Source organism: Paenibacillus hunanensis, assembly GCF_014645615.1.
In the GTDB taxonomy this organism is placed as follows: domain Bacteria; phylum Bacillota; class Bacilli; order Paenibacillales; family Paenibacillaceae; genus Saccharibacillus; species Saccharibacillus hunanensis.
Genome location: NZ_BMMB01000004.1, coordinates 321,925 through 348,284, shown reverse-complemented (window position 1 = coordinate 348,284; position 26,360 = coordinate 321,925). Strand labels below are relative to the sequence as shown.

General features: G+C 45.5%; 34 protein-coding genes. 4 read left to right on the top strand and 30 right to left on the bottom strand.

Annotation, left to right across the window (positions count from 1 at the left end):
* Positions 1–5: 5 nt before the first annotated feature.
* The 4 genes from IEX62_RS10320 to IEX62_RS10305 all read left to right on the top strand — a co-directional run bounded on the left by IEX62_RS10320 (position 6) and on the right by IEX62_RS10305 (position 2,730).
* The gene (locus IEX62_RS10320; RefSeq protein ID WP_188775404.1) at positions 6–278 is read left to right on the top strand and encodes a hypothetical protein; all 273 of its coding nucleotides are present in this window, start codon (positions 6–8) and stop codon (positions 276–278) included.
* A 40-nt stretch (positions 279–318) separates the two neighbouring features.
* Positions 319–984, top strand: coding sequence for a hypothetical protein (locus tag IEX62_RS10315; RefSeq protein ID WP_188775403.1), 666 nt, complete (start codon positions 319–321; stop codon positions 982–984).
* Positions 985–1,121: 137 nt separating this feature from the next.
* Positions 1,122–2,402: a Y-family DNA polymerase gene (locus tag IEX62_RS10310; protein ID WP_188775402.1), complete on the top strand. Its 1,281-nt coding sequence runs from the start codon at positions 1,122–1,124 to the stop codon at positions 2,400–2,402.
* A complete protein-coding gene (locus IEX62_RS10305; protein ID WP_188775401.1) occupies positions 2,395–2,730 on the top strand; it encodes a YolD-like family protein in 336 nt (111 codons plus the stop codon). Before IEX62_RS10310 ends, IEX62_RS10305 begins: the two co-directional genes overlap by 8 nt.
* A gap of 45 nt (positions 2,731–2,775) precedes the next feature.
* Here IEX62_RS10305 and IEX62_RS10300 read toward each other — a convergent pair whose 3' ends face one another.
* The 30 genes from IEX62_RS10300 to IEX62_RS10155 form a co-directional block, all read right to left on the bottom strand.
* On the bottom strand, positions 2,776–2,979 hold the full coding sequence (locus IEX62_RS10300) for a hypothetical protein (protein ID WP_188775399.1): 204 nt from the start codon (positions 2,977–2,979) through the stop codon (positions 2,776–2,778).
* An 83-nt stretch (positions 2,980–3,062) separates the two neighbouring features.
* Positions 3,063–3,812, bottom strand: coding sequence for a Panacea domain-containing protein (locus IEX62_RS10295; protein WP_188775397.1), 750 nt, complete (start codon positions 3,810–3,812; stop codon positions 3,063–3,065).
* A 1-nt stretch (position 3,813) separates the two neighbouring features.
* Positions 3,814–4,500 (bottom strand): RelA/SpoT-related domain-containing protein, encoded by a 687-nt coding sequence (locus IEX62_RS10290; RefSeq protein WP_188775396.1) that lies wholly within the window; start codon positions 4,498–4,500, stop codon positions 3,814–3,816.
* A 269-nt stretch (positions 4,501–4,769) separates the two neighbouring features.
* Positions 4,770–5,042, bottom strand: coding sequence for a holin (locus IEX62_RS10285; protein WP_188775617.1), 273 nt, complete (start codon positions 5,040–5,042; stop codon positions 4,770–4,772).
* A gap of 14 nt (positions 5,043–5,056) precedes the next feature.
* A complete protein-coding gene (locus IEX62_RS10280; RefSeq protein ID WP_229685713.1) occupies positions 5,057–5,998 on the bottom strand; it encodes a GH25 family lysozyme in 942 nt (313 codons plus the stop codon).
* A gap of 38 nt (positions 5,999–6,036) precedes the next feature.
* Positions 6,037–6,426: a hypothetical protein gene (locus IEX62_RS10275; RefSeq protein WP_188775392.1), complete on the bottom strand. Its 390-nt coding sequence runs from the start codon at positions 6,424–6,426 to the stop codon at positions 6,037–6,039.
* Positions 6,416–6,634 (bottom strand): hypothetical protein, encoded by a 219-nt coding sequence (locus IEX62_RS10270; protein ID WP_188775391.1) that lies wholly within the window; start codon positions 6,632–6,634, stop codon positions 6,416–6,418. The genes IEX62_RS10275 and IEX62_RS10270 overlap by 11 nt, the downstream gene beginning before the upstream one ends.
* Positions 6,635–6,637: 3 nt before the next feature.
* Complete coding sequence (locus IEX62_RS10265; RefSeq protein ID WP_188775388.1) at positions 6,638–6,979, bottom strand: hypothetical protein; 342 nt, start codon at positions 6,977–6,979, stop codon at positions 6,638–6,640.
* 59 nt (positions 6,980–7,038) lie between these two features.
* Positions 7,039–7,299: a hypothetical protein gene (locus IEX62_RS10260; protein ID WP_188775386.1), complete on the bottom strand. Its 261-nt coding sequence runs from the start codon at positions 7,297–7,299 to the stop codon at positions 7,039–7,041.
* 1 nt (position 7,300) lies between these two features.
* Positions 7,301–7,696 (bottom strand): hypothetical protein, encoded by a 396-nt coding sequence (locus tag IEX62_RS10255; protein ID WP_188775384.1) that lies wholly within the window; start codon positions 7,694–7,696, stop codon positions 7,301–7,303.
* A gap of 14 nt (positions 7,697–7,710) precedes the next feature.
* On the bottom strand, positions 7,711–9,828 hold the full coding sequence (locus IEX62_RS10250; RefSeq protein ID WP_188775383.1) for a hypothetical protein: 2,118 nt from the start codon (positions 9,826–9,828) through the stop codon (positions 7,711–7,713).
* An 18-nt stretch (positions 9,829–9,846) separates the two neighbouring features.
* The gene (locus IEX62_RS10245) at positions 9,847–10,377 is read right to left on the bottom strand and encodes a hypothetical protein (protein WP_188775382.1); all 531 of its coding nucleotides are present in this window, start codon (positions 10,375–10,377) and stop codon (positions 9,847–9,849) included.
* A gap of 10 nt (positions 10,378–10,387) precedes the next feature.
* On the bottom strand, positions 10,388–11,449 hold the full coding sequence (locus IEX62_RS10240; RefSeq protein ID WP_188775380.1) for a hypothetical protein: 1,062 nt from the start codon (positions 11,447–11,449) through the stop codon (positions 10,388–10,390).
* A gap of 9 nt (positions 11,450–11,458) precedes the next feature.
* Complete coding sequence (locus IEX62_RS10235; protein WP_188775378.1) at positions 11,459–12,601, bottom strand: baseplate J/gp47 family protein; 1,143 nt, start codon at positions 12,599–12,601, stop codon at positions 11,459–11,461.
* 15 nt (positions 12,602–12,616) lie between these two features.
* A complete protein-coding gene (locus tag IEX62_RS23750) occupies positions 12,617–13,519 on the bottom strand; it encodes a contractile injection system sheath initiator (protein WP_229685712.1) in 903 nt (300 codons plus the stop codon).
* The gene (locus IEX62_RS10225; protein WP_188775376.1) at positions 13,516–13,875 is read right to left on the bottom strand and encodes a hypothetical protein; all 360 of its coding nucleotides are present in this window, start codon (positions 13,873–13,875) and stop codon (positions 13,516–13,518) included. Before IEX62_RS10225 ends, IEX62_RS23750 begins: the two co-directional genes overlap by 4 nt.
* A 3-nt stretch (positions 13,876–13,878) precedes the next feature.
* On the bottom strand, positions 13,879–14,493 hold the full coding sequence (locus IEX62_RS10220) for a hypothetical protein (protein ID WP_188775375.1): 615 nt from the start codon (positions 14,491–14,493) through the stop codon (positions 13,879–13,881).
* 4 nt (positions 14,494–14,497) lie between these two features.
* Positions 14,498–15,118, bottom strand: a complete 621-nt coding sequence (locus IEX62_RS10215) for a hypothetical protein (protein ID WP_188775373.1) — start codon at positions 15,116–15,118, stop codon at positions 14,498–14,500.
* Positions 15,115–16,857 carry a LysM peptidoglycan-binding domain-containing protein gene (locus tag IEX62_RS10210; protein WP_188775371.1) on the bottom strand — a complete coding sequence of 581 codons (1,743 nt, stop codon included), beginning with the start codon at positions 16,855–16,857 and terminating at the stop codon, positions 15,115–15,117. The genes IEX62_RS10215 and IEX62_RS10210 overlap by 4 nt, the downstream gene beginning before the upstream one ends.
* Complete coding sequence (locus tag IEX62_RS10205) at positions 16,854–20,462, bottom strand: peptidoglycan DD-metalloendopeptidase family protein (RefSeq protein ID WP_188775370.1); 3,609 nt, start codon at positions 20,460–20,462, stop codon at positions 16,854–16,856. The genes IEX62_RS10210 and IEX62_RS10205 overlap by 4 nt, the downstream gene beginning before the upstream one ends.
* Positions 20,463–20,477: 15 nt before the next feature.
* Positions 20,478–20,684 (bottom strand): hypothetical protein, encoded by a 207-nt coding sequence (locus tag IEX62_RS10200; RefSeq protein WP_188775368.1) that lies wholly within the window; start codon positions 20,682–20,684, stop codon positions 20,478–20,480.
* 46 nt (positions 20,685–20,730) lie between these two features.
* Positions 20,731–21,198 carry a hypothetical protein gene (locus tag IEX62_RS10195; RefSeq protein WP_188775366.1) on the bottom strand — a complete coding sequence of 156 codons (468 nt, stop codon included), beginning with the start codon at positions 21,196–21,198 and terminating at the stop codon, positions 20,731–20,733.
* Positions 21,199–21,244: 46 nt separating this feature from the next.
* Complete coding sequence (locus tag IEX62_RS10190) at positions 21,245–21,679, bottom strand: hypothetical protein (RefSeq protein WP_188775364.1); 435 nt, start codon at positions 21,677–21,679, stop codon at positions 21,245–21,247.
* A 25-nt stretch (positions 21,680–21,704) separates the two neighbouring features.
* Entirely contained in the window at positions 21,705–22,805 is a 1,101-nt protein-coding gene (locus tag IEX62_RS10185; RefSeq protein WP_188775362.1) for a phage tail sheath subtilisin-like domain-containing protein, read from the bottom strand.
* Positions 22,806–22,819: 14 nt separating this feature from the next.
* Entirely contained in the window at positions 22,820–23,017 is a 198-nt protein-coding gene (locus tag IEX62_RS10180) for a hypothetical protein (protein WP_188775361.1), read from the bottom strand.
* Positions 23,010–23,606 carry a hypothetical protein gene (locus IEX62_RS10175; protein WP_188775359.1) on the bottom strand — a complete coding sequence of 199 codons (597 nt, stop codon included), beginning with the start codon at positions 23,604–23,606 and terminating at the stop codon, positions 23,010–23,012. The genes IEX62_RS10180 and IEX62_RS10175 overlap by 8 nt, the downstream gene beginning before the upstream one ends.
* 3 nt (positions 23,607–23,609) lie before the next feature.
* Positions 23,610–24,422: a hypothetical protein gene (locus IEX62_RS10170; protein ID WP_188775357.1), complete on the bottom strand. Its 813-nt coding sequence runs from the start codon at positions 24,420–24,422 to the stop codon at positions 23,610–23,612.
* A complete protein-coding gene (locus tag IEX62_RS10165; RefSeq protein ID WP_188775356.1) occupies positions 24,388–25,149 on the bottom strand; it encodes a hypothetical protein in 762 nt (253 codons plus the stop codon). The genes IEX62_RS10170 and IEX62_RS10165 overlap by 35 nt, the downstream gene beginning before the upstream one ends.
* On the bottom strand, positions 25,149–26,030 hold the full coding sequence (locus IEX62_RS10160) for a hypothetical protein (protein ID WP_188775355.1): 882 nt from the start codon (positions 26,028–26,030) through the stop codon (positions 25,149–25,151). The genes IEX62_RS10165 and IEX62_RS10160 overlap by 1 nt, the downstream gene beginning before the upstream one ends.
* The gene (locus IEX62_RS10155) at positions 26,030–26,347 is read right to left on the bottom strand and encodes a DUF7349 domain-containing protein (RefSeq protein WP_188775354.1); all 318 of its coding nucleotides are present in this window, start codon (positions 26,345–26,347) and stop codon (positions 26,030–26,032) included. The genes IEX62_RS10160 and IEX62_RS10155 overlap by 1 nt, the downstream gene beginning before the upstream one ends.
* Between the last annotated feature and the right edge of the window lie 13 nt (positions 26,348–26,360).

Here is a 26,360-nt window from a genome sequence, read left to right as displayed (position 1 = left end):
GAAATATGATTCACGGAGAAGGCGGAAGTCCAGTATTAGCACATCATGGATGGGATCACAGTCCAATTCGTGCAGGTTACGGTATAGGCAGTAGCCCAACTTCAATCCATGGCGACGGCGCAGAGCCAATAAGAGCAGGCTATGGAGTAGGAACAAGCCCTGCTACGCATGGATTAGGCGATCAGGTAACATGCACTCATGGCGAGGGTGGCAGCCCTTTGATTGCCGGATTTGGCATAGGCTCTGAACCAGCGAGTAACATCGGCTGGGGATCATAGTAAAAAACGCTCTGTCAGAAATATTGATAGAGCGTTTTTTATGTGTAATAAAATATCAATTTGTAGAAGTCGAGGAGGAATTAGTCTGAGAAGGAATTTTAGCACGGATTACCAAGTAACCACATATTTAAGAAAGAAATACGGTGTAGGTAAAATCCTCAATTTAGGCTTAGGTTCAATTTCTCCAAAAGAGGACTTACAACTAAAACATAGCTTAATTAAACAAGAAAGCTATCAAACACTAGCAAGTATCCATTCTGGAATCGAATCGAAGTATGAATTTATGAAACAAGTAGGCCTGCTTCTCACTGTCATTATATTTTTATTAACGACTATGCTAGGAGGTCTTACTTTCTTTATGCAGCAATCAATGAAAAACGTTGACTGGAGTCACGATGTAATTATGCTTGATTTGAAAGCACAATCCGATCTATTAGAGAGTCATGAATGGCTGAAAGATCCAGTTGCTCTTTACAGCGCTAAACATAAGCTTTACAAGGATAGCATAAATGAACAGATCGATTCTTATAATATTGGATTAATTAATATTTATCACCAGTACCTATTTTCACTTATATCAGTACTTTTGGTAGTTGTATTAATAGTTTTTTTGACATGGTTTAGATATATGTGGATATCAAGTATCCATTTCTGCGTAAAAGAGGCCTATAAACAGAAAGAAAAAATCGAAAATAAAGCCAATTGATATTTCTTTAGTAGTGCCCATAGTAAAGTACCGATCAATCATTTTGATACGGTACTTTTTGATATCTAAATATCTAAGTTACAAAATACATAACCCATGTTAATATAGGAACAAACGTTCTTATAGGAGTGATCAACATGCAGATCGACTATACAAAGCTTCCTGACTACAAGATACTCTGTGTGGATCTCAAATCATTCTACGCTTCCGTTGAAGCCGTCGAGTTAGGGCTTGACCCCCTCCATGATATGATTGCCGTTGTGGGTGACGTCACCCGGCGTGGTGGCGTGGTATTGGCTGCCTCTCCCGCATTGAAACAACGCTATCAAATCCAAACCGGTAGCCGGCTCTATCAAATCCCAACGGATGACCGCCGCATACATATTGCAAAAGCGCGCATGGGCTTGTATCTGGAAAAGTCGATGCAAATCACACATATCTATCACCGTTTCGCTCCCCTTGAAGCGATCCAGGTATATTCTATCGATGAAGCCTGGATTAACGTCACTGGTACTGAAAATCTCTTTGCGCAAAACGGCGTCCCCGCTACAGCTCGTGATATCGCTATGATGATCAAGCGTGCCATTTATAAAGAGTTGGGTCTACTCGCTGCAGTAGGTATTGGTCCAAACAAGTTCCTAGCAAAAGTCATATTAGACAACTATGCCAAGAAGACCGGCCTTGCCGCTATTCACTATCCTCAAATCAAACAGCACCTATGGCCGCTCCCCGTGCAACATATCTGGGGCATTGGACGGCGCATGCAACTCAACCTTAATCGTATGGCCATCTTTACGCTTGGTGATATCGCCAAAGCACCTTTACGCATACTCAGTAAACGTTTCGGTATCATTGGCGAGCAAATGTATTATCATGCCTGGGGGATCGATCACTCCCCTGTCATTGTTGATCCGCTTGCTGAAGCACGTAAAGGATTTAGCCATGGGATCACACTTGTACGCGATTATTACCAAGATGAGGCTGCAGTCGTCATCTACGAGCTCACAGACATGCTTGCGCGCAAACTTCGTCAAGCGCGAGCTGCCGCGTTTACCATATCCCTATCTCTACGTTTTAGTAAGCGAGAAGACACGCCATCCTTTAGCAAATCCACTTCCCTCTACTCTGCTACGAACTTGTCTAAGACGCTCTATTTAGCCTGTATGGAACTATTATCGCATTCTACTGACGCACCTATTCGTCATATTAGCGTAGGCGTTACTAATATGGTGCACCAAGATGCGATACAGGTTGATCTGTTCGATGGTATCTATCATCAGAAATTATACAGATTAGGATTAGCCACGGATCAAATCATCAATGATCATGGCATGTCGGCTATCATGCGAGCAGCCTCTTTGACGTCTGCTGGGACTTGGCTAGATCGCGCGCTTAAACTTGGAGGACATTATGAGTAACGGATATCAGGATCGTGGGAATAAGAAATGGAGTGCAATGCTTTTACCTGAGCATCGCGAACGGCTTCGACAAATGGCTGAAAATGAGCAAAAAGTAGTTAAGCCTAGACTGGATGCAGATCAATGGGAGGATTTGAATTATAAGATTCAAGCTGCACTGATTGAAAAGCGAATCATTACTATTACACATTTTAAACATGATGCTGTGATTGACGTGGCTGGTACTATTTCCAAGTACGATCCAATCAATCGTACGTTACATGTACAAGAAGACGAGCGTCTAATCAAAATAAAATTATCCAATATCATAGAAGTCAGAGACTTTTGATATAATCAAAACGCTCTACTGGACAAATACCAGTAGAGCGTTTTTTTATTTACTTACTATGAACTTATGTATTTTACGCGAGTAGTATGTATCCTGAATTTTAACAAACTCCTTATTGTATACTTTGATTGGTCCACCATAATCTACGATCGCATTGGTCTCATCCTGTACTTGCACACGTACTTCAGCTAAAGCAGCGGCTAATAACTCCATATCTGTTTTTACTTCTCTGTATATTGGTCTTTCCAAACAAATCCTCCTATTATATAAAAAAGCCCTGTGTAATGTAACAGGGCTTTTACTTTGTTTACAAAATCAAAAAAAGAATGAAATTATTCAACGATATGATGGAAGTTCTTTATTATTTCATCTGTTATTTCGCAATTTCTTCCTGGCTTATAAACCAAATCCCATGGGCCACCTGGAAGATGCGTTCGATTTACTAATTCTTCAGCACTATATTCTATATATTTTTTCAATACATCAGCAACACACCTTGCTGCCTCTATCCCATCTTCAGCCGAAATCATCCTAATAAAAGAAGGAGTTGCAGCTTGAATGGCTCCGTGTATATAAAATTCTCCGTCTTCTGTATAGTCAATGGCTGAAGAACCGTTATGTTTGTATTTGTAAAAAACATCTTCTACAACCGGACCGTATTTGAATGCCACTATATTGTCCGTAAATAATTTATTTCCTGTTTTGACCATGTATTCTGCATAACAGTAGTACAATAATTTTTGAAGTTTTAAGTGAGAAACAGGAATTACTGATAAAATAAATTTAGCTACATCATAAGCGCTTAATTTACGATCACTAGTTATTTGTTGGATAAAAGTCTTCATGTTTTCTGTGACAATAATATCTTCAAAAAAAGAATCTTTCTCTATAACCGATTCCCATTTCAAAGAATTTGTTGATAACTTATGAATTCCTAATTGTATCTCTCCACCGCTTTGCTCCACTTTTTTCATAAGCAATTGAATTTTGCCTTTTTCCAGTCTTTCCTTAGATGCATAATGCCAACCATAGCGTCTTCCGACAGCATAGTTGCTATATACTGCAATAAAGTGATAAACCATACTATTTATCGCCTCCTTCTACAGAATAGGATTCTGATTCCGTTTCCATGGATTCTACGTATGTTTGTGGCCAATGTATGTATTGCCTTTTACTTTTGTGATTTTTATGAGAAATTTCATTGTTAATTGCATCGTTCGGATTCCAGATTTGTAGCTCCCAAGGAAAGTATTTATATTCTCCGTAAAAATAAATATGAGTAGCTTTGTATTCATCTTTAGAGGAGTTTCTACCATTTATTCTGTACTCATTTTTTATACTATTACAAAGATTATAAATATCCTGATTGTCGTAGTCAAAGTTCTCCACAGTAATTCTAAATCCTAATAAATCATTCAAACACTTATTTATTGGCACGCCACCAACTTCTTCTTTGTTAACCTTGTAATGTAACAACTTGTTAATTATCGAATCTTTTTGTTTGACACGAGCACGAAAATCAAAACAAGGATACTCATATTCATATTCAATATCAATGATTAACGAACTTATATACTCATGATATTCTTGAATTAGCCCAATAAAAGAAGTCTTTATAGAACTTTGACTTTCATCAATAACATAATTAACGCTTTTCTTGTTAAAATTTATACTTTCAGATTTTAAACTTTCAAAAAAATTTGATGAAGCTTCTTTATGCAAGCTGCATATGCTCATAATTAATTTCTGGATGGAATCATAGTCTTTCATAATGTGATTTTCAATCCTTTTATATTGGAATATATTTACTATAACACATCATGCAAGGACTATTCTTAATAATTACCAATTATATATTGCTTAATATAAATTAGTCCTCAATATAATATCGGAATTTTTCACACATAAATTAATATCGAAAAACAAATTTTAAGCGTAAAGAAGACCTCGCCAGTAAATAGGCAAGGTCTTTGCACCGATTCTTTCGGATGCACAACAGCGCTTCCGTGTGCGGTAACTAAATCATAATTAAAACAACATCATTTGTCCACATCTTTACTTGCGCCTGGACGATTACTAAGAGCTAACTCAAATAATCCCGTTGCCGACAAGCCAGCCAATCCACCTGCCCACAATCGGAGTACCAGCTCCAAATCACTAAATGGATACGCTGCCGCGCCGATCAATAAGCCTACAACCAGTCCAATCAGAGGTAAGATGTTCTTCGGTACGTTGACTGTTGTCTTGACCAGTTGCACTAGCGCAAGTACAACAACCGCCAGCGTTGAAGCGAAAGCAAGTACCAATTGCATTTTATCCATATTCATCAACCTTTCTTAATCATCAATTTTTTAGTGTTGTTATCCCAAACCAGCGCGCCGCCGAATGACTCCACCAATGGACGTACTTGCACGTATGATTTTCCATCGATCAATCGTGTGTCTTGAAGCTGGCGACCGTTGATGATCGCTGCCTTATCGCTGTCATTAAAGCCGACCGTGAATCGGAATACATCAGCCAGAGACGTTACAGATACATAAGTGGTATCTCCGATCAGGTAGCCAATGCCTACCGTGTCCTCATACAAGACACGAATTTGCTTTTGCATACTTTGAGCGGATGATTCCTCCGGCTTTGCTGCTGGCTCCCGCTTGCCGTACTTTCGCTGCAAATCCGCAACAGTGCCGTTAAACTCGTTAAGATCAACCGGGCCGGAGATGCCATTTACTTTGCGGCTACTGCTCGGAAGTGTGCCGCCGTCTGTTCCGTCGCTGTACTGCCAGAACTCCCAGCTACGCCAGCCCTGCGCGTCCTCCGGCACTCTACTGGCACTGTAACGGGCAATCCATAGCGGATACGCACTAAGCCCGGTAAAATTACCAATAAAACTCGGATAGGTGTACAGCATCGGGCGCTTGCCTGTAAGCCGCTCGATCTCCTGTAAAAATGCCAGAGCAATCGCTGTAGCCTGCGCCGGGGTCACACCGGTTGCCTTGCTCTCGTAATCCAATACCGGCGGCAGATCCACACCACCGCCCGCCAGGATAGCTGTATAAAACTTGTTTGCCGCTGCTCGGGCTTGTGCAGGAGTTGTTACAGACTCATCCAAGTAATGATATGCGCCGACCAGCAGCCCAGCTTTCCGTGCCCCTGTAATATTTTGAATAAACATCGGATCGATCTTATTTTGACTAGCCTTTACAAAAACAAAAGAGACACCGCTTTTTGCGACGTCTCCCCAGTTGATGTTACCCTGCCACCTCGACACATCAATTCCTTGCGCATTCCCTGCTTTACGATTTTGCATTATTCATTACCTTCCTTATATTTATTTTCTCGCTCCTGCCGGCGTAGATAAAACCATACATCGAAACGCTTTTTCCGCGTCAAAATTGCCAGTATGATCAGCGATGCAGTGGTCAGGCATTGAGCTGCTGTCCAGGTATAGGTCTGTAAGGCGTGATTAATAGGTGTGTCTCCGCTCGGCTGAATGATGTAGCTAATACGAATGCAAAATGCTGTTGCCATCTTGATGCCGTATGCAGTCATAAATCCGAGCATCGCCAACATGAATTGGTTAACTGCGCCCGCTGCGAAACGCTCACGGAAGTACGGATAAAACTTAATGATCATATAGATCACGCAAAACTCAGATACTGCATATAATGACAACAGCACTACATCGTTAAGTGTCACGCTGATGCTCCCCCTTTTTATGCTCATAGATCAGATACGGAGCAAATCCGTTCATCTCAATTTCTCTTTTTAATTTTTCTGAAGCATCCTGATAAGCAATGCGTTCAATCCTTGCCTGACGCTTAACCCGATCGATTTCCGGCTTTTTGGATATTTCGTGCGGCTCAGGCACTTTAGGTACGAACCGCTTGAACAATTTACGAAACATGCTTCACCCTCCCCGATCGTCGCTGTCCTTCTTGATCTTACTAACCATGCCGGTCAGCGATTCAAGGACTTCTTTGCGCTCGGTATTAATATCGTTGACGAGCGCCTGAAACGCGCTCTGTGCCTCGTCCCGTTCAACCTCAGCCCGTTCTCGCCCGGCTTCCGCCCGCGCCACTGCATCTTTGAGTTCTTTGATATAGTCAAAGAACACGCGATACAGTACATAAAAAAGAAATAGCGCAGTAATAACGGCAAAGCCATATCGTTCTACAAGAGCGCCGATACGCTCAGCGGCATCCAGGCTGAATTGATCCGTTGCGGACATGACGACGATGTCTTTTATCATGTGCCCGCTCCTTTGTCGTGTGATTAGAGTGCATAAAAAATACGCCTTGCGGCGTTAGGTCACTCTGTCGATTCTATTTGTCGTTCTGCGGCTGGAGATGCTGCAGGTGGTATCATACCGACGATAGCATCATACTGCGCTTGAGTGATCCGCCCGGCTGTCAGTGTCGTGTCATACACCGTGACCTGGTATCGCTTGAACTGCACAGCATGCGTCTTGATTTCCTCCTGCCAAGCGGGGTGAAACTGTGAAAGCGTCCGGCTGCCTGTTTCGAAAATAGTTATACAGTAAATATCGAGTGCCGCTACTGGCAAAGCCATCTCACACGCCCCCTAATGGCAGAATGAAGTCCCACATCGCCGCTTGTTGCTCTGCTATTTGCTGTTTAAACTTTTCCAGATCACTAAGAGGCTGTTCTTTGGTGATCTCTTTGATTTCCTCCGGCGTTAGCCCCTCAACCCAATAAGGCATAGCCTTATCTGGGTCAGAACCGTCGTACCACTTCGTAGCGTCATTACTCCCATACTCTTTTGTCAATTGTTCGACATTAAGACGTGGTTTGAAAAGACCTTCAGGGATCGGATACCCGACAATGTATCCCCTGATAGCTGGATCGACAGAAGTGGTAAAATGGTTCGTTACACCTTTTTGTACCCCCAACACCTCAATATCCTCAACAAAATATCCTTGATCATCTACCTTTGGCAATACGGTCAATATAAACACCTCCTTCATAATTCCGCCACGAATGGCGGTATAACCAACGTCAGCCAATAGTTAAGTGCGTTTTCGATTCTAACTTCTCCTAGTGTATTAATGTTAATAGTACAAGATTGAAAGGCGCCTGTGCTGTTTCGGGACGTCGCAGGAATCTGCAAATTCTGGGAAGGTCTATACCCCTCTGGTAAGCGGAAAATCATAGTGCCGTTTGCCATCGACCCATCTTTTATCAGGCCCCGCATATATACCATCCCTTTATCATCTTTGCGATAAGCGGCAGTAGCCTCATTCGCACCGCCGAAGTTTGACCAGCCGTTTAGAAGCGAGGACGGAGCTGTCCAGTTTGCTGAAAAGCCTTTTTCCGCTTTACGCAATTCATTGGCAGACACCCGACGGGTGACCTGCTCCAAATCACGGACTAGATCAGTAATGATTGCGCGCTCGTTATCTTGTGTTGCCCCTTTGATATCGCTTGTCGGAAAGATAGTTGTATCAAAATAACTAATGCTATAGCTTCCGTTAGGGTCAAAATTTGCTGGAGTTATTTCGGCCGTAATACCGTTTGACTGCCCGTCCGTGTAAACTGCAAAGGACTTAATATCATCTCGATTGTTTCGGTAGATAGCAAGTATTTTACGCGGCTTACGACTTGTGTTAGATCCAGCAGCATTATTACTATTGATATAATAATTTCCGTTTGTAAACATCACCATCCGCGCAGACTCTCTTAATATTAAGCCAGAGCCAATTTCGATAATATTATTCCCTTCGGCTAAACTTAACGCGCCTTCCGATGCCACAGCTGCGGCTATTGAAATAGCGCGACGATACATCAGCTCATAGGCCATAAAGTTTGAGGCTGAAATCACTGGTAAGCTTGCTCCAGATGGAGAGCCCACCAAATTAACCCATTGCTTCGTGCCACTACCGTTGTAAGTCGCGGAAGTTGCCGCCTGTGCCTGTGCAGCCGTGTAAGTACCGCTATCGTACATTTTGTATCCATAGAAATAAGCTCGAATCTCGTCATTGGTAGGCGTGTAGTTATCGCCCCATCCAGTGTCTGCCGCAGTCGCAGTCAAATAGAAATTACCGGAGCTATCGAATGAAGCAACATCCGCTTTATTAGACAGTGCATTTTGCATAACCGTTCCATCATATTTGATAGGATATACAGTAGCGGGAGAATAGGTTTCAAAACCGATTACCTTCACTTCTTTAAAGCCCGTCAAGCTTGCACTTATCGTCCAATTAAGCATGCCGTTAAGTTGCTTACGAACCCATATACTCGTTTTGTAATATTGCCCATCTGACCCCACATACAAAATCTCTGTTTCGGCATCCGCATCTGTTGAAGGGTTAGCTAACAATTCGGTGTCGAAAGCGAGCATCGCCGCAAGCTGAGATTTGCTACTATCTGTCCAACGGATCGCATACGGGTTCTTTACGCCTGCTAATCCTTCCGTATAAGGGTACTTAACTGCGAAGGTATCAGCAGTCAAAGTTGTGAACGCTGTATACTCTGTAGGGCTAACTTCGTATACTCGGAAGCCATCGGCAAAAACAGTCTGTCCGTTCGCTCCTGTTACGGTAATTCCTACGGTGTGCGTTGCTGCGTTAGCAGTAAATCGCATGTAACTGATCTGATAGCCACTGGTGCTTGTAATTGCGTTCCCGTTACCTTGCCCAGTCACATCAACCCGGGCATTCGTAGCAGTACCAACACGAGTTTCAACGGCAACAACATAGGTTCTACCGGATACGGTGTTGATGGCACGGCTTACGCGCCCAGTGGTTGAGCCTAGTGTAATTTGAACGCAGTTGCTACCATACAAGGCATTTGCTGTGTTCGGCGCTATTGTAATGCCTGCCGCTGTCCATCCTGTTAACGTTTCGAAGTTACCTGCGCGCCCTAGTAAGTTGAGCAGCAGGCGTCCTCTAACGCTCGTCAAATTAAACGGCTTATCTCGATCTGATGTGATTGTTTGCAGTCCTGCTTTTAACGTAATACTCGTAGCAGCCGCTGTATCCAGTCGGGTGTACACATCAGATAAAGCACCTTCGACTCGATTCATATCAGCAGCTTCAAGGACTTCGCCCTTTTGCCAATTCGTTTTTGGTGTATATGCCAATTCATTTCACCTCCTTTCTCAGAATGTCAGTCTCCACGCGAACGTGAGCTGGTATTCACTTGTTTTATTAATTACTGGTACAGTCTTGTAGTTGAACATGCACCCAGAACCGATCGTATTGGAGGCATCCCCACCAAACATCCCCATTTCAACGATTGCGCCGTTAGCTTCTGACTCCAGAAACGTAGTGGTCAATTGTAAGATGTTCGTTTCGTTATTGGTTGCCTGACCAGAAGCGTCCAAATATGTCCATGACGTAATGCCTTTACGGGCTAATGGCGAACGTAGCACTGTTTGAGCAGAACTTGGCGCTTGAGGATTAGACGGTGTGCCGTCACCAACACCAGTACCGACTTCCAAATGTGTAATGCCTGCCCCCCAATTCGCTCCAGGACGCATGCGCTTTGCCATGAATTTCGAAGCGTTCGCTACTATCAAATTTTTGATGTGTAGCTCTTCTGCAATCTGTTTATCAGCAAGCGGCCCTTTATGCAAAAGAACACTTACGAATCCTGCTGGTAAAGGATAAGCATCATTGTATCTGCTCATATCATCTCTCCTAATAATCATTTTCATATGTGACCAGCCCATCTTTGACCAGCGTCACTTTAACTACATCTTGGAACTCACTATATTGATCTCCAATCTTTCCGATACCGAGTTGGCTAATCGATAGCCTGAATGCTCCATCAAAGCTTGCCTGCGGTAGCATATAGACTTCTTGGTAGGAAGCCTGAGCAGCAATTACTTCACTTAGTTTTGGAAATACTTCTGATAAGCTCGCCGCCAGTGTTCCGGAAAGCGAATCGGAATCGTAAAAGTTCTGCCCCTGTACATTCTGGAAATTTGCTCGGTAGTCTTCAGCGAAGCCAGGAGAAATGTAATTTAAAAAGTAACGTATACCCGCGCCTTTGGCTTCCAGCAGTATTTCGTGCAGATCGGATGAGTCTTCGATATACTTGGTATCCACTGTGACATCAAATTCTGCAGGGGCTCTATCACGAACTTCGATATTCGTGTCCTGGAGCCGATATGACAACAACTCTTTCAACGCGACGTTATTGGTCTTAGGATTAAACAACCACATGGTGAATCGTCGAATGAAGTTGTTGTCTGTTTCGCCAGGATTACGTTTGATCGCAAAAAAACTGGCCCAGTAATCCAGCCAGTCTCCTTTTGCCATATCCCGATTTAGTTGTGAGAGCGCTTCATCAATATCCATGTTCGCCTGCCGCAGCGCACGGTATATTGGATATAGCAAATGCCATGTTCCGCTGTTGAAAGCATATAGCGTAGTATTTAACTGCTGATCCCTGATCTCCAGCAGCGACAGTATGCCCGCATCTGGATAATCAGTGGCTCCAGGAGTGGTATCGACCTCATAGCCCATGCTACGAATCAATTGCAGTACTTCATCTGTAGCAAGTCCCTTTAAAACAATAGCCTGCTTACCAGGCAATTCAGGACGATATGGAGCGCTATGGAAGTATATAACTCCTAAATCGATTGTAATTAGATGATGCAGTCCACTACCCTGCCGGATCGTTAGGAAAGGGAATGCTTTAGCGGACTTGTTCCATTTGTCCCCCAGGTTATCAAGCAGTTTTCGTAATAGATTCATGCCATCCTCCTACACATACAGCAGCGGGAACACTGGCGTTAAAATCTCTGTATCCGCCGCCTGTAGGTTATTGTAGGTCCATGTCTTACCATCATCCGTGGATAGTTCTATTTTGATGTCGTATACACTATCAAGCTGCTTGATTCGGGATTCTAATGCCGTCTGTACTAACTCTTTCCCCTGAGTGAGTGCGGAGAAGAAGTCGGATACCTCACGGTTGATATAGGTCTGAGTATCCGAGAGTGAAGCGCCGCTGTTCAGCGTCAATTTTAGCCGCATTTTGACTGGCTTAACCTTAGCTGAATATAGATTCACCGGGATACCTGCTGGCTTGTAGCCATATACAGGCTTACCATTCTGATAGTATCCCGCTAATACTTTGGCTACCTCACTTAGCAGATCAGCAGATGCCGTACCGGTGCCGTTCCAGATATAGCAATCCACTTCACCTTTGCGATTGATTAAGTCTTCAAACGTTTTAGCTTCTACCACGCGTTCGATAATGATTCCATTTCCATCGGTTAATTGCGCTGTTGTTGTTCCGTATTCAATGGCTTGTAGTGTACCTCGACTCAATGATGCGATAAACTTCTGGAATCGATTTTTCTGCTCATCCAGCGTTTCTTCTGCTTTACCGGTCGTAAAGGCTACCAGATTAGTGACAGTGTCCACTCCAGCTGGCTTCGATAAGAAATCCGAAATACTGCCGATTTCCACGTTCCCATCAGTACCAGCGATCGTACTGACTACGGATACCATGACTGTCGTTTCACCAATGGCTAATACTGCATCGGCAAGTGTACGGAAAGTTATCGGTGCCAGCGTTGCCGTTGCCTTCGTTTTGATCAGAGTACCAGCTGGAATTAGGTAATTGTCATCTGCTGCTGTTGCACGGGCAAATACGACCTTTCCGGTGGCGGATACTGCTTGCAGCTTCGGAAAAGCCATGATCGTATAAATGCTTTCGGCGATTAACCTGCGGGTGTATCGGTGAACCTTGTCATACAATTCCTCGATTTCCTTAGCTGGAGACTCCAAAAATGTACGTGCGCGTGAACCGATCCGGTAATCGGTGATTTTGGATGATACTCCGCGCGACCAATCAATCATATCCTGTACAATAGATTCCATCGATTTACGTTCAAATGCCAAGTCATTCCCTCCTTTCTATGCGGATACGGATGCGGTTGTCTGTGACTCTGTCCCTGCTGCGGTGAAACTGATGTCTACGCGGATCGCTGTTATGTCCATTTCAATCGAGTTGACCGTTACAGTATCGATCCGCTCGTCATTCATTAGTGTTTCGATTACGTCCAACTCAATCAGTTTTTGCACATAAGGCGCCTGTGCAATCCCAATCAATTCGTGTAATCGGCTGCCGTAGGTAGGATGCTGTGTAATACTACCGCGCCGAGTCGTCAGTCGATGATTTGCTGCCTGCTGAATATTCTCCGATCCAGTCACAACATCCCAATCGCCTGCGCCATCGTAGGTAATATCGTTGTCTGGCATGGTCACCAAGTCAATACCGCCTAATTCTTCAATGTAACTACTACTCGGCTGCTTTGAGGTCTGGTTAGCGATATCAATATAGATGACTTGACCAGTTAATCGCACGCGTGCATCTTTGCCGCTGGTAAACGGCTGCGGATTGGTGACTGTAATTGGATTCGAGTACATCGAATCAGTTTGAATGCTACCGACGACGATAATACTGCCTGCAATGGTATTGCCGTAGCTTCCGGGCACTAATGAGCGAACATAAAAATAGCCCTCTGCTACGCCAGTAGTCAGGGTTGCTGTTTCGATCAATTCGTATGTTTTTTGAATTCCTTGCGCATCGGTTTCCGTTTGGAACTGCCCACCAGCAGCTATTACCAATTCGCTGTTTGTTTGGACACGGCTGATCCGTACGTATCCACCAGCATAGAGTTCGTAATACGCCTGCCGGCTGGTCATCGTGTATGGATACTCTAGATTGTTATAATCTGCAATGTCCTGCCAAGGCACGTTATACAGTACAGACAAGCCTTGTATAGTATCCGCATCATTTAACGTATGTTCAATCATATGCCTTCATCCTCTTTGATTTCATCTGGTACGCCGATGGTATCCGTACCTGCCGCCAACTGCCGGAGTCTGTATAGCTCAGCCAGAATAGACCGGAGCTCAATCAGCACGTCGTACGGTATACGATCGGCCGTACCTAAATTGCTGCATGTTTGGCGACACAACGTAATATACTGTTCCAATTCATCGGTATTGATATCGACCCGATCATAAATAGCCTCATTGTAGTCATATAATGCAGAGTATGCGCGTTCAGCGTATGTGCTGATGGCTTCAATGTTCGCTTGCTCGTCTCTGAGCACTGGATAATTGATAAAGCTCGGCTCTGTGTTGGGCAGATAGTACGTATCTTCCATTACTTACCTCCCTGTCACTTTACTCATAAACATACCAATATTGGATACGTTGTCTGCCAGCTTATCTGCCACATTTTTAGTAGAAGGATTTCGAGTCAGATAATCTGAAGCGGCCTCCTGCCGCGTCTTCGCCAAGCGTCGCAGACAAGTGAATCTAAATTCGTACCGGTATAGCGTTGGTTCTGATTTATTACGCTGTACACGGAAGTCTTGGGGCTGAATCTCATAATGTTCGTCATCTTCCCAGTTGTACCAGTACATTGCGTGTGCTGGATCGTTTGCCTGTAGGAACTTACGATAGACACGAGCACGGAAGTTGATGAGTTCTTCATAGCCATCTAACTTCTTGCCCTCGGCGCTGGTACGTGTACTGTAGCCGGTTGTACCGGATAACGTCACCGTCGGTAGTCCTATGCCAAAGTCTTGTACGTAGGCGCCACCAAGCGTCTGTACGACACTCCCTCGTCCGGCTTCTTCCTGAGCAAAGTCGCTGGGGTTCACCAGTAGTGTGTGCAGCACCAAAGAACCGGAATTCCCCGCCGGCGTTGTTTTGCGTATTTCAAATGTCATACGGTAAAACTTCTTAATATCACGGGTTCGATTGCTTACGAGAGCCATTCAATCACCCTTTTTCTACTTTAATATCGCCTTCTGGCAACTTGAACAATGCAGAGCCGGTAGGATGGAAGAATTCGAATCCGATATCAGTTATCTTGATGTATCCTGTAGCGTGTTTAATTGTAGTGTCCACAGCTGTCATAGTAATGGATGAAGCTGCTCCGTCTTTGTCTGCAGGATAATAAACAACTGCTTGATTGGCTGACAGCTCCACGTATGCCCGCGTCGACAGTTTGCTTTCATCGAGTAGATTGCCTTGTGTATCCTGATGAGCAAGACCGCCTTTTACTCCAATATCAAATACTGGCAGTTGAACCCGGATCTTATCGCGCTCCACTGTAACAAAATTACTACTGTAGCTGCTGTTACGCTGGAATCCGATCATATAAGGCGCATCTTTGCGATTATCCATATACCCGATCAGCACCGTATCACCCTCTACTGGCTCACGGTCAATATCATTGATGACCCAGACCGGTACCGGCTGGCTATAGTCTAAGAAAATGACTTCAATGCGTCCGAATTTTGTGTAATCTTTGGTGCTGGTCACTTTAGCAAGGCGGTTTGCGCCAAACTCAGGCTGACGATTGACCGTCCTTCCGCCGAGCGAACTCTGATTCTTCATGGTATTTTGAGCACCTGCCCTTCATAAATATACTGTCCTGGACTTGATACATTGCGCTGGTCCTTTTTGATCAGCATATCCTTATTGGCATTCCATATTTTTGTCCAACTATCGCCTTTACCGTATGCGGCTGCTGCAATACTCCATAACGATTCACCTTTTTTCACTTTGTGGTATTCCGCTTTGATCTCAGCTTCTGTTTTCTTAGAAGTTGACTTCCCAGCAGTCGCGGTTGCAGTCGCTGATTTGTTAGCAGAAGGTGCAGCAGCCTTTTTATAATCCTTACCACGAGTTAGTTGTAGTGTCGTCGTCCATCCCTCATACAGATTGAATGTCTGACTCACTGCTTCGATATAGAATTCTTTCATGATGCCAGACACTTGCAGCCGCTGTCCAATCCGGTAATCCCCCTTGCCGCGAACAGTCATTGATCCATTCATGAATAAGTGGTTATTTTCAAACCATGCTTTCAGCTTCTTGGTATACTGTGTGCTCATGCCTTCCAGCAGCGTAGTGCTTGTTTGATCATCCTGATCAATAGAAAGACCCTCTACCTGTATTTCCAACGGAGACAGTCCATACCGGCTGACATTCGCTTCATTAATCAGCGGCGGTACAACGTTTTTGAGATCAAATCCCAACGGATTGATCGTCGTACCAGCCCAGAACAGGTTGTAGTGCTCGTCATCCGAATAGGATAGGTCTTCCTCAATTACATCAGCAGCAATCACCTCGTGAGCTAGCAATTTATCCCATGCACCTTTATCGAATGGCGTATTACGTAAGAAAATCGATACGACAGCATTGTCTTTGCCGAAAGGAAAGCGTGGGTATGGATAGTATCCTTTGCCTTTTGGAAATTTTGCTTTTGCAGCATCAGAAGCCTGCTCGATCGTTTCGTTAACCACGCGCGGCTTACTACCCTTATTCCATGCCTCGTCTGGATTGCGTACATCCACAAAGAGTTCTGTGAATGGCTGTACACATGCGCGCTCCATCAGATTCCACAGCGATCCTTCATACTGATCAGCGGTCAGAATCATTGGCAAGAACATATCAACCCGCGCAAAATTGTACCGCAGCACATTAGTAACATCGATCTTTTTGGCGACTGGACTGGCTTTCTTCTCATCCCACACTGTCCATTGCACTGTATTCAGCTTGGGCAGTATGAAGCGCATGATATTATCTAGCACAGCAGCCGGTGTACCCTTCATGACATTCTCGTTAGTGAAATAACTCATGAGAGTAATCCACCCTTCGTTTGTCAAAAAGAATTTGTCCGACTTGGCGGAATTGCCGCCGATTTGCGGATAAAACTTAAGATTGGATTTGATTAGGACTTTGCCAAAATCACGACCAGTGACAGAGGTAGCCATGCCGCCATCTACATCCCGTGTTCTGCGCACCCGGTCAATCAGTCCCACCATAACAGTTGAGGTTTCCTCGCCTTTTATGGTCTGGTAGCCCATCTGTATAACAACCAAATCGTTTGACTTGATTAATTGTGATCGGAACCAGGTATCACCGGCAAGCGTCATACTAAACGTACCAGCAGGCGCATCCAGCGTCTTCTGCGTAGAGATCGACAACACTTGGTTTGTTGGATTATTGATATCTTCTGCTTTACCCTTGAGCTGGTAGCATGCCTTTTCGGTATGAAAACTCACTCGCACTACTGGCACGTACCGTTTGCCCTCTACACCTCCAACAGGTGCCCAATTATAACGATTGATCAATTGTATCCCACCTTTGTTGGAGACATACGCAGACGTTGCCGTTCTGCATCCGCCATAATTTTACGTACCAGTTTTTCAAGCTGGCTTTGCGTGGCGCTATTCAGCGCTTTTGCACCCTCGCCATTTACATTTAGGTTTACGGTGATCTCGGATTGATGTTTGACGGTTGAACCGCCCATATATCCAATATCACTATCGCCTGCTCCGCCGGTACCGAGCGATCTTAATAACTGCTCGGGGTCCATTAGCTTACCAGCGCCATTCATGTAACCCAAATGTAAGTGGCTCCCGGTGGTACTACTACCACTACCAGGCACACCGGGATCGCCGCCAACATTACCGATCCAATCACCAGTTTTGATGTTCTGTCCAACCTTGAGACCGGAATTAACATTAGATAAATGGCTATAGAAATAAGTATTGCCATCTGCCATTTTTACACCAACTTCGGTACCGCCGCCGCGAGTGTTGGCTTTGCCATCCTCATCCAGCGCACTGCCATCGTCCATCTTAATAAACGAGACTGTACCGCCAGTGAGAGCGCCTAGCTTATCACCTTGTTCACCATTTATATCTAGTCCACCGTGATCTTTTTTCCTAAAACCTTCTCGTGCACCAAATTTACTGGTAATGCGAGATTGCCACCCGTTAAAAAAGCCACTACCCGAGCTATTCGTGTTTCCGCCAATCAAGCTATTTGCTATATCAGCGACACCTTTTGACCAATTGTTATTAAGGTTGTCAGGATCGTTCTTAGCGCCTACAGGAGCATATTTTCGTTGGACTGCTGCAATGGTATCTATCCCTTGATCAACGTAATTCTTTTTCAAATTACGCGCCATGGCTATTATTCCATCTTCAATACTATCGAAGTTCATCAATCCATTAGAGCCCATCATGCCGCCGACATTATTACGATTACGCGCAGCGGCAGACGTGCCGTTACCTGTCTCATGCATAGCAATAGCTGCAAGTGCCGCAGGATCGATACCGTAATCCATACCTGCTTTTACGAATTGTGCTCCTTTACCTTTAAGAGCGCCGCCCAGCTTGGTATCCAGTTGCGCGGCAGTAACACCGCTCATATCAGTAATTTTAGAAGATGTACTATACCCACCGGATAATGCCGAACTTACACCAGTTAGCGAATTGCCCCCACCGCCTAGCAGGCTTGCGATCATCTGCTTAATACCCTGATGTTCGGAATAAATGTCTGACATACGGTTTTGCACCGTATACAACATTTGACGAAACACCCAAGTACCTTTTTCAGACAGATCCTTTGTACTTTTCTCCATAACTCCATACTTTGTAGATGCATTGTCCACCATGTCGCCGATTGAACGGTCCATACTCTTAAAATTGTTCTTTCCAGACAGTGACATGTCTTCTACATTGTCTTTTATCTCGTTAGGCATCACACCGATATCAGAATCACCCGCATGATTATCTAATCCCCATAGCCAATTCCAGCCTTTAGAGATAGCTCCCTGTCGGTCATCCTGGTAATACTCATTTTTAAAAGGATTCCCAAACAGTGCAGGTGTTTTCATTTGTCCAGATTCATGACCCAGTAGCCAATCAATCACACTGCCACCGGCAGCATCAGATACCTTTGCAGTTCCTAAAAAAGCAACAGGCGGAAGGATTTTACTGGCTATACTTGCCCCCGCTGCCCCACCTGCAGCCGCTTCGCCAGCTGCTGCTGCACCAGCAACTGTTTTAGAAGCAGGATTAAGCCAACCCTTTACCTTGTTGAAGATTTTCCATCCAGCCCACCCACCTGCTGCTGCAGTTGCAACATCTTCTGGGTTTTCTGCAATATAGCCAGTGATATTGCTTACCGTCTCGCCGACGCTATTACTTGTACCTTGGCTTACACCGAGTCTCTGTAAGGTTTCAGCAACAAATTGGCCTAAGCCTGTCTCTAAATCTTTCACGGTATCACTGACAGCATTAAAGCCCTCAACGAGCGTTCCAACAAAGCTGCCTGCGCCTTGCTTTAATTCATTCACGATGCCTACAAACTGGTCTCCCAGTCCCGTCAGGCTCTGTTTGTATTGTGCATCGATATCCAAGAAGCCCTGGCCTTTTTCACCCATACGTTCGGCATCGTACTTAGCACCAGAATCAATAGAGCCGTTTTTCATCGATTCGATCTGATCGGCACTAAATGCGGTTAAACCATCGGTTGCATCGTAAAAATCGGATGCTTCCCGTTTCGTTGCCGCGAACCCACCGTCCGTTAACCATCGTTGCATGATCCGCTTCGTTAATTTCTGATTACCGCCGCTAATACCCTTGATGTACTTTGCCATAGCAGGAATATTGTCTTCGTTCATCAATCCGTCTTCATAGGATTGTTCTAAATCGAATAGATCCATTTTGCCGTATTTACTCGGCTTGTATCCCTGTAGAGCACGGATACCCATCCACTTCCAGCTATCGTTCTCTGGTGAGAAGATTCCGCCAAGTCCACTGATCAGGTTACCACCGGATGCGCCGGTCAGCTGTGTCATACCCTTATTTGTACCAATACGATCCAGCGTTGTCTGGTAAGCAAGGATTTGCTTAGAGCTACCGTCCTTCAATGTAGTGTTCATAGTTTGTAACAACGCATTATTGGTTTCCATAACCTCTAAGATGCGCGGTGTCATTCCTGATTCAGCTACACTGCCTGCGATAGCATCTGCGAATGCTTTAGGCGACGATGTACCGCCTGTTGCTCGGTTAGCGGCTGTAGTACCGGCAACCTCAGATGTTGTCAGGCCATATGCACGTCCAAACTTGAGTAATCCTTTTTGTTGATCGGTATTGATATTACCAGCAGTTCGAGTGTACTGGTCCAAAAATCCCCACGACTCTGCCGAGCTATACCCCATGCGATCGCTACGCCCGACATCACCAGATCGATCCCACATATCTCGCGCAAGTCCCGTCCAGCCTTTCTGTCCACGCATGCGCTGCGCCAGATCAAGCGAATCAACCTGACGGCTATAAGCTAACCCGTAGGCTTGTGAAATGATCGCACCGATCCCGCCAACACCAGCCAGTCCAAGTCCCATTTTGCCAGCAGTTAATACGCGCCCTGCGGTACCTTTAAAGAATTTGCCAATAATCCCGTTGTTTACTTGATCATTTATGCCATCTGCATTCAGACCGTTTGATCCGCTGCCGCCGGAACCTGAGCCGGAACCACTTCTCAAATTGAAATTAGACGATTCTCTCGAACGTGCATTGTATAGTCGTTCGGTTTCGATCAATTCCTTACGAATAATGTCCAACTTCTTCTCACGCTCACGGATCGTTTTTTCAATCTCACCACGTTCCGACTTCTGAGCCGAGTTCATCTTTTCATAAAGCTGCTCTACAGCATCGTTTTGCTTGCGAAACTGGCTGTCCAGCTCCTGCATGGTATCGGTAAAACGTTGCTTATAGATATCGAGTGCCTTTAATTGGTTTTCGTCGAAGAAACCACCTTTATTGGCTCCTTTATTAACGACACCAGTCACGCCTTTCAAATCCTGCTGAAGCTGCTTTAAGCCGCGCTGAAGCGAACCAAATTCAGCTTTGGCAGATACGCGAACTGTATTCTCTTTTGCCACTCCTGTCCCTCCTTTCTATGGTTCGACGTCTTCCCAATCATTCGGATCAGGCTGCGGTGCTTGCCGCGGCTTATAGTCATATGACAATTTGCTATCGATTTCATCAATTTCTCGATTCCATTGTTCGAATTCATCATCGTTGTACTCTTCCGCAGTGGGGCTGTTCGCTTTTTTATCAAAGGCCATATGCGCAAATTCCAATTCAACCTGTTCCGGTGTCATTGCCAGAATACGTGGATCAGTCGGCGGCAGCCCGCCATATACGTACTTACGGAGTATCCACAGCTTTCTCTCCAGCGGCAGTTGCACGATCGTTTGCAGATGCGTTTCGAAAGTCTTTACGAAAAGAAGACTCCCATACCTCGTACAAGCCGTATACGTGGAATAACAAATCAGCCTCTGTAATTTCACGCAGATGCAGCAGGCATTCTGGACGCTTGTACATGACTACTTCCAGAGCGGAGATTACATGAGCCATGAACAAGATCTCGTTATCTACAAATCGGGTATCTCTCACCCCGGACTCTCGTAGGATTTCCGACTTAATTGCGCCCATCTTCATAATGTCGGCCATAGAAGGTTTTTTAAATACGATTACGCCAGTATAGTGATTGCCTTCCTGCGACTCGTAATCCAGTGCTTCGCCTTCCTTCAAGTCCGTCCCGGCACGAGCTTGTTCAGCAGCTTTCACAGCCGCCAATGCATCTTCTCTGTCTTTATCCGTATATTGAGACATATATGTCCTCCTTAAAATAAATAGCCCTCACGCAGAGGGCTGGATGTTATGCAGATTCTGGTTTGCCGTAGTCGGCAGACAGGTAAAGCCAAGTGGCATTCTCGCCCGACATGGCATTCGCTTGGAAAGTCTCAGAAGACTCTTGCAGCGTGCAACCGCGATACACGATAACGATATCACCGGTATATTTGTCAGTGACTTCAATATCGATTACGTTCATCGTCAGAATACCAATACCGTAGCTTGAAAGACCGAGTTCCGCTAATGATTTACCACGAATGCGGTATTTTTCGAGCGATACACTGCCCTCTGCACGCAACGGAACGGATTCCTGCGGCATAATCGAGCCAATTTCGTATTGGTTTTCTGTACCAAACGACCGCCGACCGTTGATGCTTTGAGCACGCCCGACTTCTTGACCGCCAATCTTGAGGCGGATCGTATGCCCCGCGTGTGCCGGTTGATCTTTTACAGTAGCCATGCTTTTCCCTCCTTTATTTGATCAATTACAATGTAAAATGGTTGGTCATTAGGAAATTGTTGATCGGTAGCGTCGGTTTACCCAGCCACTCTAACGAAAAGACGGTACCATTTTGTGTAACACGTACCGAATCGGGATCATACTCTGTAATCCAGTTCTGCTTTCGGAATGCCTGCAGGCGGGATACCAGATCGTTGTAAATCGTAGTCGCAATCCCCGCTACGGCTGCCTTACCTACATAAGTCGATTCGAAATAGTTTTCCAAATCGGCACTCATATCATCCTTCAGTGTTGAAACTGAAAGTTCGGCTTTAGTAAGGTCGGCACTCGGCGAAAGTGTAACGCCCTGCACAATACGGAATCCGACATTTTTCACTTGTTCGATCGGACTAACATGGGCTTCTAACAGCGTTTCAATTTCAAGACCGATATACACCTTTTGCAAGCCGTCGAATTTGACCAGCTTGTACGTAACTGGCTCCTGCGAATCCTGCCCTGCCCACAGCCCTGCTACAGCTGCTGCCATGTAGTAGCCTGGCTTAGCAACCTTATTACCATCGCTGTCTGCCACAAGCGGGCAAGGCGTGACCAGCATCCCACGCTCGGTAGGCAATGTTGCTGCCATAGCAGTGATCTCACTAACCGTTGCTCCTACAGCGTGTCCGTAAAACGCTCGGCGACGCTTACGGTTTTTTGTATTAGACATAAACGAAATATGCGTATCGATTTTTGCCCAGATCGCAGCTTTTGTAGTAACTGGAATAATACCAGCAACATCCTCCGGCTGGAGTAGGTCAATTGCCGTCTGCCACTCGGCATCCGTCGGACCAGCAGTAGCATCTGCTGCCGCAACAATAGAAACAGCAATCAAGTCTGCTCCATGCCGCCAAGCAACATTCATGACATCCAGCGTATCTCCAGTACCGATCGCTGCGGTAGCGTCTTTAGGATTGTTGAAATAAGCAACTTGCCCTGCCGTCAGTGTACCGCCTGTACCTGCACGTCCAATGACTGCGAGTGTTTTCAGAGCGCCCAATGTGACCGGAATCATATTGGACGAGTCCACCTGCGAATAGGCACCAGGGCGTTTAATCGTGGTACCGCCAAAAGAGATATTAATGGCCATATGGCACCTCCTTATTAATAATGTTTTTTAGACTGTTCCTGCAGCGCGGAAGTCCACTCCGCATCTGTCTTGTCTTGCAATAGCTCTGGATGTTCAAGCGCTTCGTATCGATAGCTGGCAATCAGTCCAATGTGGACGTCATGCTGTTTCTGATACTCATCCAGCGTGATCTTAACCGGACCGGTAGTTGGATTCTTGGAATTTTCACTCACCGGTGGCTGAGCTGTCTCCTGATCCTTCGTCGCCGCTTCGTTCTTCTGTATCTGTGCCAATCTGTACACCTCCATCCACTGTAACGCTTGTAATCGCATTTGCGTGTTGCACGATTTCTACATCAAAAGGATTAATATAAGTAATGACAATGCTTGCCCAATACACCGGGAACGGTACAACATTCCCGCTAAAATCACTCTCATCCTTACCAGCTTCCATGCTAAAGCTGCGGACACCCAACTGTACCGCGCTCTTCCGGAACTGAATAATGAGCGCTTTAAGCAAGCGGTAGATACGCTCCCGTTCATCGGCGTTATTATGCCAGATCCGTACTTCCATGGATTCTTGGAATACAGCACCATACAGCTCGCTATATTCCATTTCATCCTCATCGAACGTATCGCCAGCATATTCACCCAAAGTATGATTGATTTCGCTGTCTGATACCCGATTAATGCCAATACAGGGCAACTCACCGGAGGTCTGCGGATCTGACTTGAGCACTGTCATCTTGATTTGCGCAGCACGAAAAGACTGCTTCAAAAATTGCAGTAGTTGCTCTTTCATATCTATGCTTTTGAAATCCATTTATCAATTGCCTCCTAACCCTGTCGCTGCCATGTCTTGCTGGAATCCCTGAGAAATCATTTCTTCGATCTGATCACGGGTATTCTCAATCACGGCATTGCGGATCGGCTTCGGTTTTGTCGGCGGGCGACGCCAAGCTGCTGCTGGAGAGTTTTCAGACAAGCGGCGGAACGTCATATACTGCGTTTGCCCTTGCTTATTCATCCGTACCATACCTTGATATGGTCCAGCTTTCCAGCTATTCCCCGCACCTGGATGCGCACCAGCCTGACTACGCTGTCCTGTATTGTCCTCTTTGATCCGCCCTCCCCGATCATAGGTACGAGTCGGTAAATTGGAAGAGACACGGCTGAACGTTAGCCTGCGTGCTTGATCATAGATATGACCAGGCATTGCGTTGTTGGCTGCCCCGGGCGCTCCATGCCGAAAAGGAACTGTAATATACTTTTTACCGTTTTTTCCTGTCTTGGCTTTCGGTGATGCCAGTAGCTTAGGTTTCAGGTCTCTGGAATCTTGTCCACTTTCGATGGACTCGCCATGTGAAGATGTACTGAACACCTCACCAGTCATCGAGTCAGGAAACCGCAAACCGTTTTGGATACTGCGTACATAATCACCAGTCTGGATGCCTACGCGGAACGTACCGCCGCTGTAACTCACATTTACGCCGGATGCATATTCTACCCAAGTAGATTGCAGCAGATGTGCGGCTTCTCGTACAGCGGCTTCCGTATAAGGTAACTTGTTGCCTTTGCCCAGCCGCTCCAGTACAGAATCAAACTCAGGTAGCTGAATTTCGACAGATAATCGACTCATGCAGTACACCTCCCGGATAATACCGCAGCACCACGGTACGCGGTAGTTCCTGCCCGTCTTGATGCCTTGGCCGCGGCAATACAGCATATACGGTGTATACCGAGCGATGCATATATGTCACTGTGTATTGTTCACCTTCTGGTGGTCCTGCACCATCGAACCATTCAATGGTCGCTCCAGTAGCTGTATAATCGTCTGCATCATACAAGGTTGTTGCCCCTGTAAGCGGATCATGCATGCGGATCGATAACACCCGAGTTACTTTAGGATTGAGCAGTGTGTCCGCTGGACGATTGTTCAACGGTTCGCCGCGGATCAACACCTCAGACGTTTTGACCTCATCGTCAATCAAAGTGACGATATCGCCAAAACCGATATTATACATTTTTACCGGCTCGCGGATCGCAGGATTGAACGTGCCATCTGATTTACGCTCCATCGTGTTCGCTGGTACCGTCATCAAAATGTCTCCCACTTCAAACATCCCCGTATAGGCCAGGTATTCCTTATTGGTCATTACATTCTGAATAGCCGGACGTCCAGCTATAGGTAGCTCGTATACAAATCCAGTGCCACCGCACGCCTTACAATCATATCGTGGCTGCCCGCTGTCTACATTAAAGCAGGAACAACGATTAGATTCCTGCCAAAGCACATCGCGTCCGTGTTTTGCCAATACATCTTCAAACCGATTTGCATGCGCCTTAATACCATTACCGAATCCCATTAGATGCCTCCCATCGTGAAGCCACGCATTTTGGTGCGCGCTCCACCGATTTTCGGATCGAAGAAAGCGGCAATCTCCGTTTGCATTTGGTTGATGTGTGCCGAGTACGTACCGTACATAGCACTAGCAGTCGACTGGAAGCTTTCGCTGATTCCATCGATGGACAATGAGTATCCTGCCATACCAGCTAACGTAGAGTCTCCAGCCACACCAAGCACGTCCACTGCCGCCATCTTGGCAACTACAGATCGAATATCTTCTGTGAGCTGCCCCGGTGACAAACCTGCTACATAATCAATATGGAATACTTGCGGCGTACGTGATAGCAGTCCGGCAGCGAACGGTGTTGCGCTATAACCCATTCCATAACCAACACCTGCCGTCATGCCGTTTCCGCCACGATTAACAATTTGTAGATGCGATGCCTTCTTGTTAAGTTTGATCCACTCAGGGTACCGCATAAAGTCGACTGTAAGCTGTCCTGCATAGCTCACTAGCTTGAACATAGTCACCTGACTGGCATATCGCTGGCGCAGTTGGAGGAAGCCATATGACTGCCACCGCTGTACATCGTAATCATATGGCTGCTCTTCCAGTTCATAATCAACTCCCTGAATCAGGCCGCGGTCATCGGGGTTACACGCAATAATTGTAGGCTTCAGCAAAATGCCTAACCTGCGTTCTACCTCTTTAACTGCTGTCATCAGGAAGCCGAGTATGTCCCGGTCATCCATCGTTACTCCAGCAGCATTTGCCAGACTTAAACCATATGTCCAGCGGCTCCGTATCTCTGCCGGAGTAGGTAAACCAACCGGAGATGTGATAACCAGCTCACCAGTCGATTCGTCTATTTCCGTCAGATAGTAAGGAATAATATCCATTACTTAGATTCAGCTGTTTTTTTAGTAGTAGCATCCGCTGGTTTGGATGCAGTCGCTGCCTCTTTCTTTTGATCAGAGTCTGCATCTACCTTCTTTGCGTCGACAGAATCAGATTTGGGCTTGCTGTCATCATCTGTCGCTTTAGGCGTTTCTGGTTTCTTCGTGTTATCCTTTACCGCTTCGTATCCAGGAATACTCAACAGCAGTTCGGCAGCTTCTTCATCCACTTCTGCAATTCCTTTTTCATCGAATTCGACTGATCCTGCAGAAGTAGTAATAGTGAGCGGGTATTCCCCGCTCGTTTTTTTGATCTTCATGGTCTTATTATCT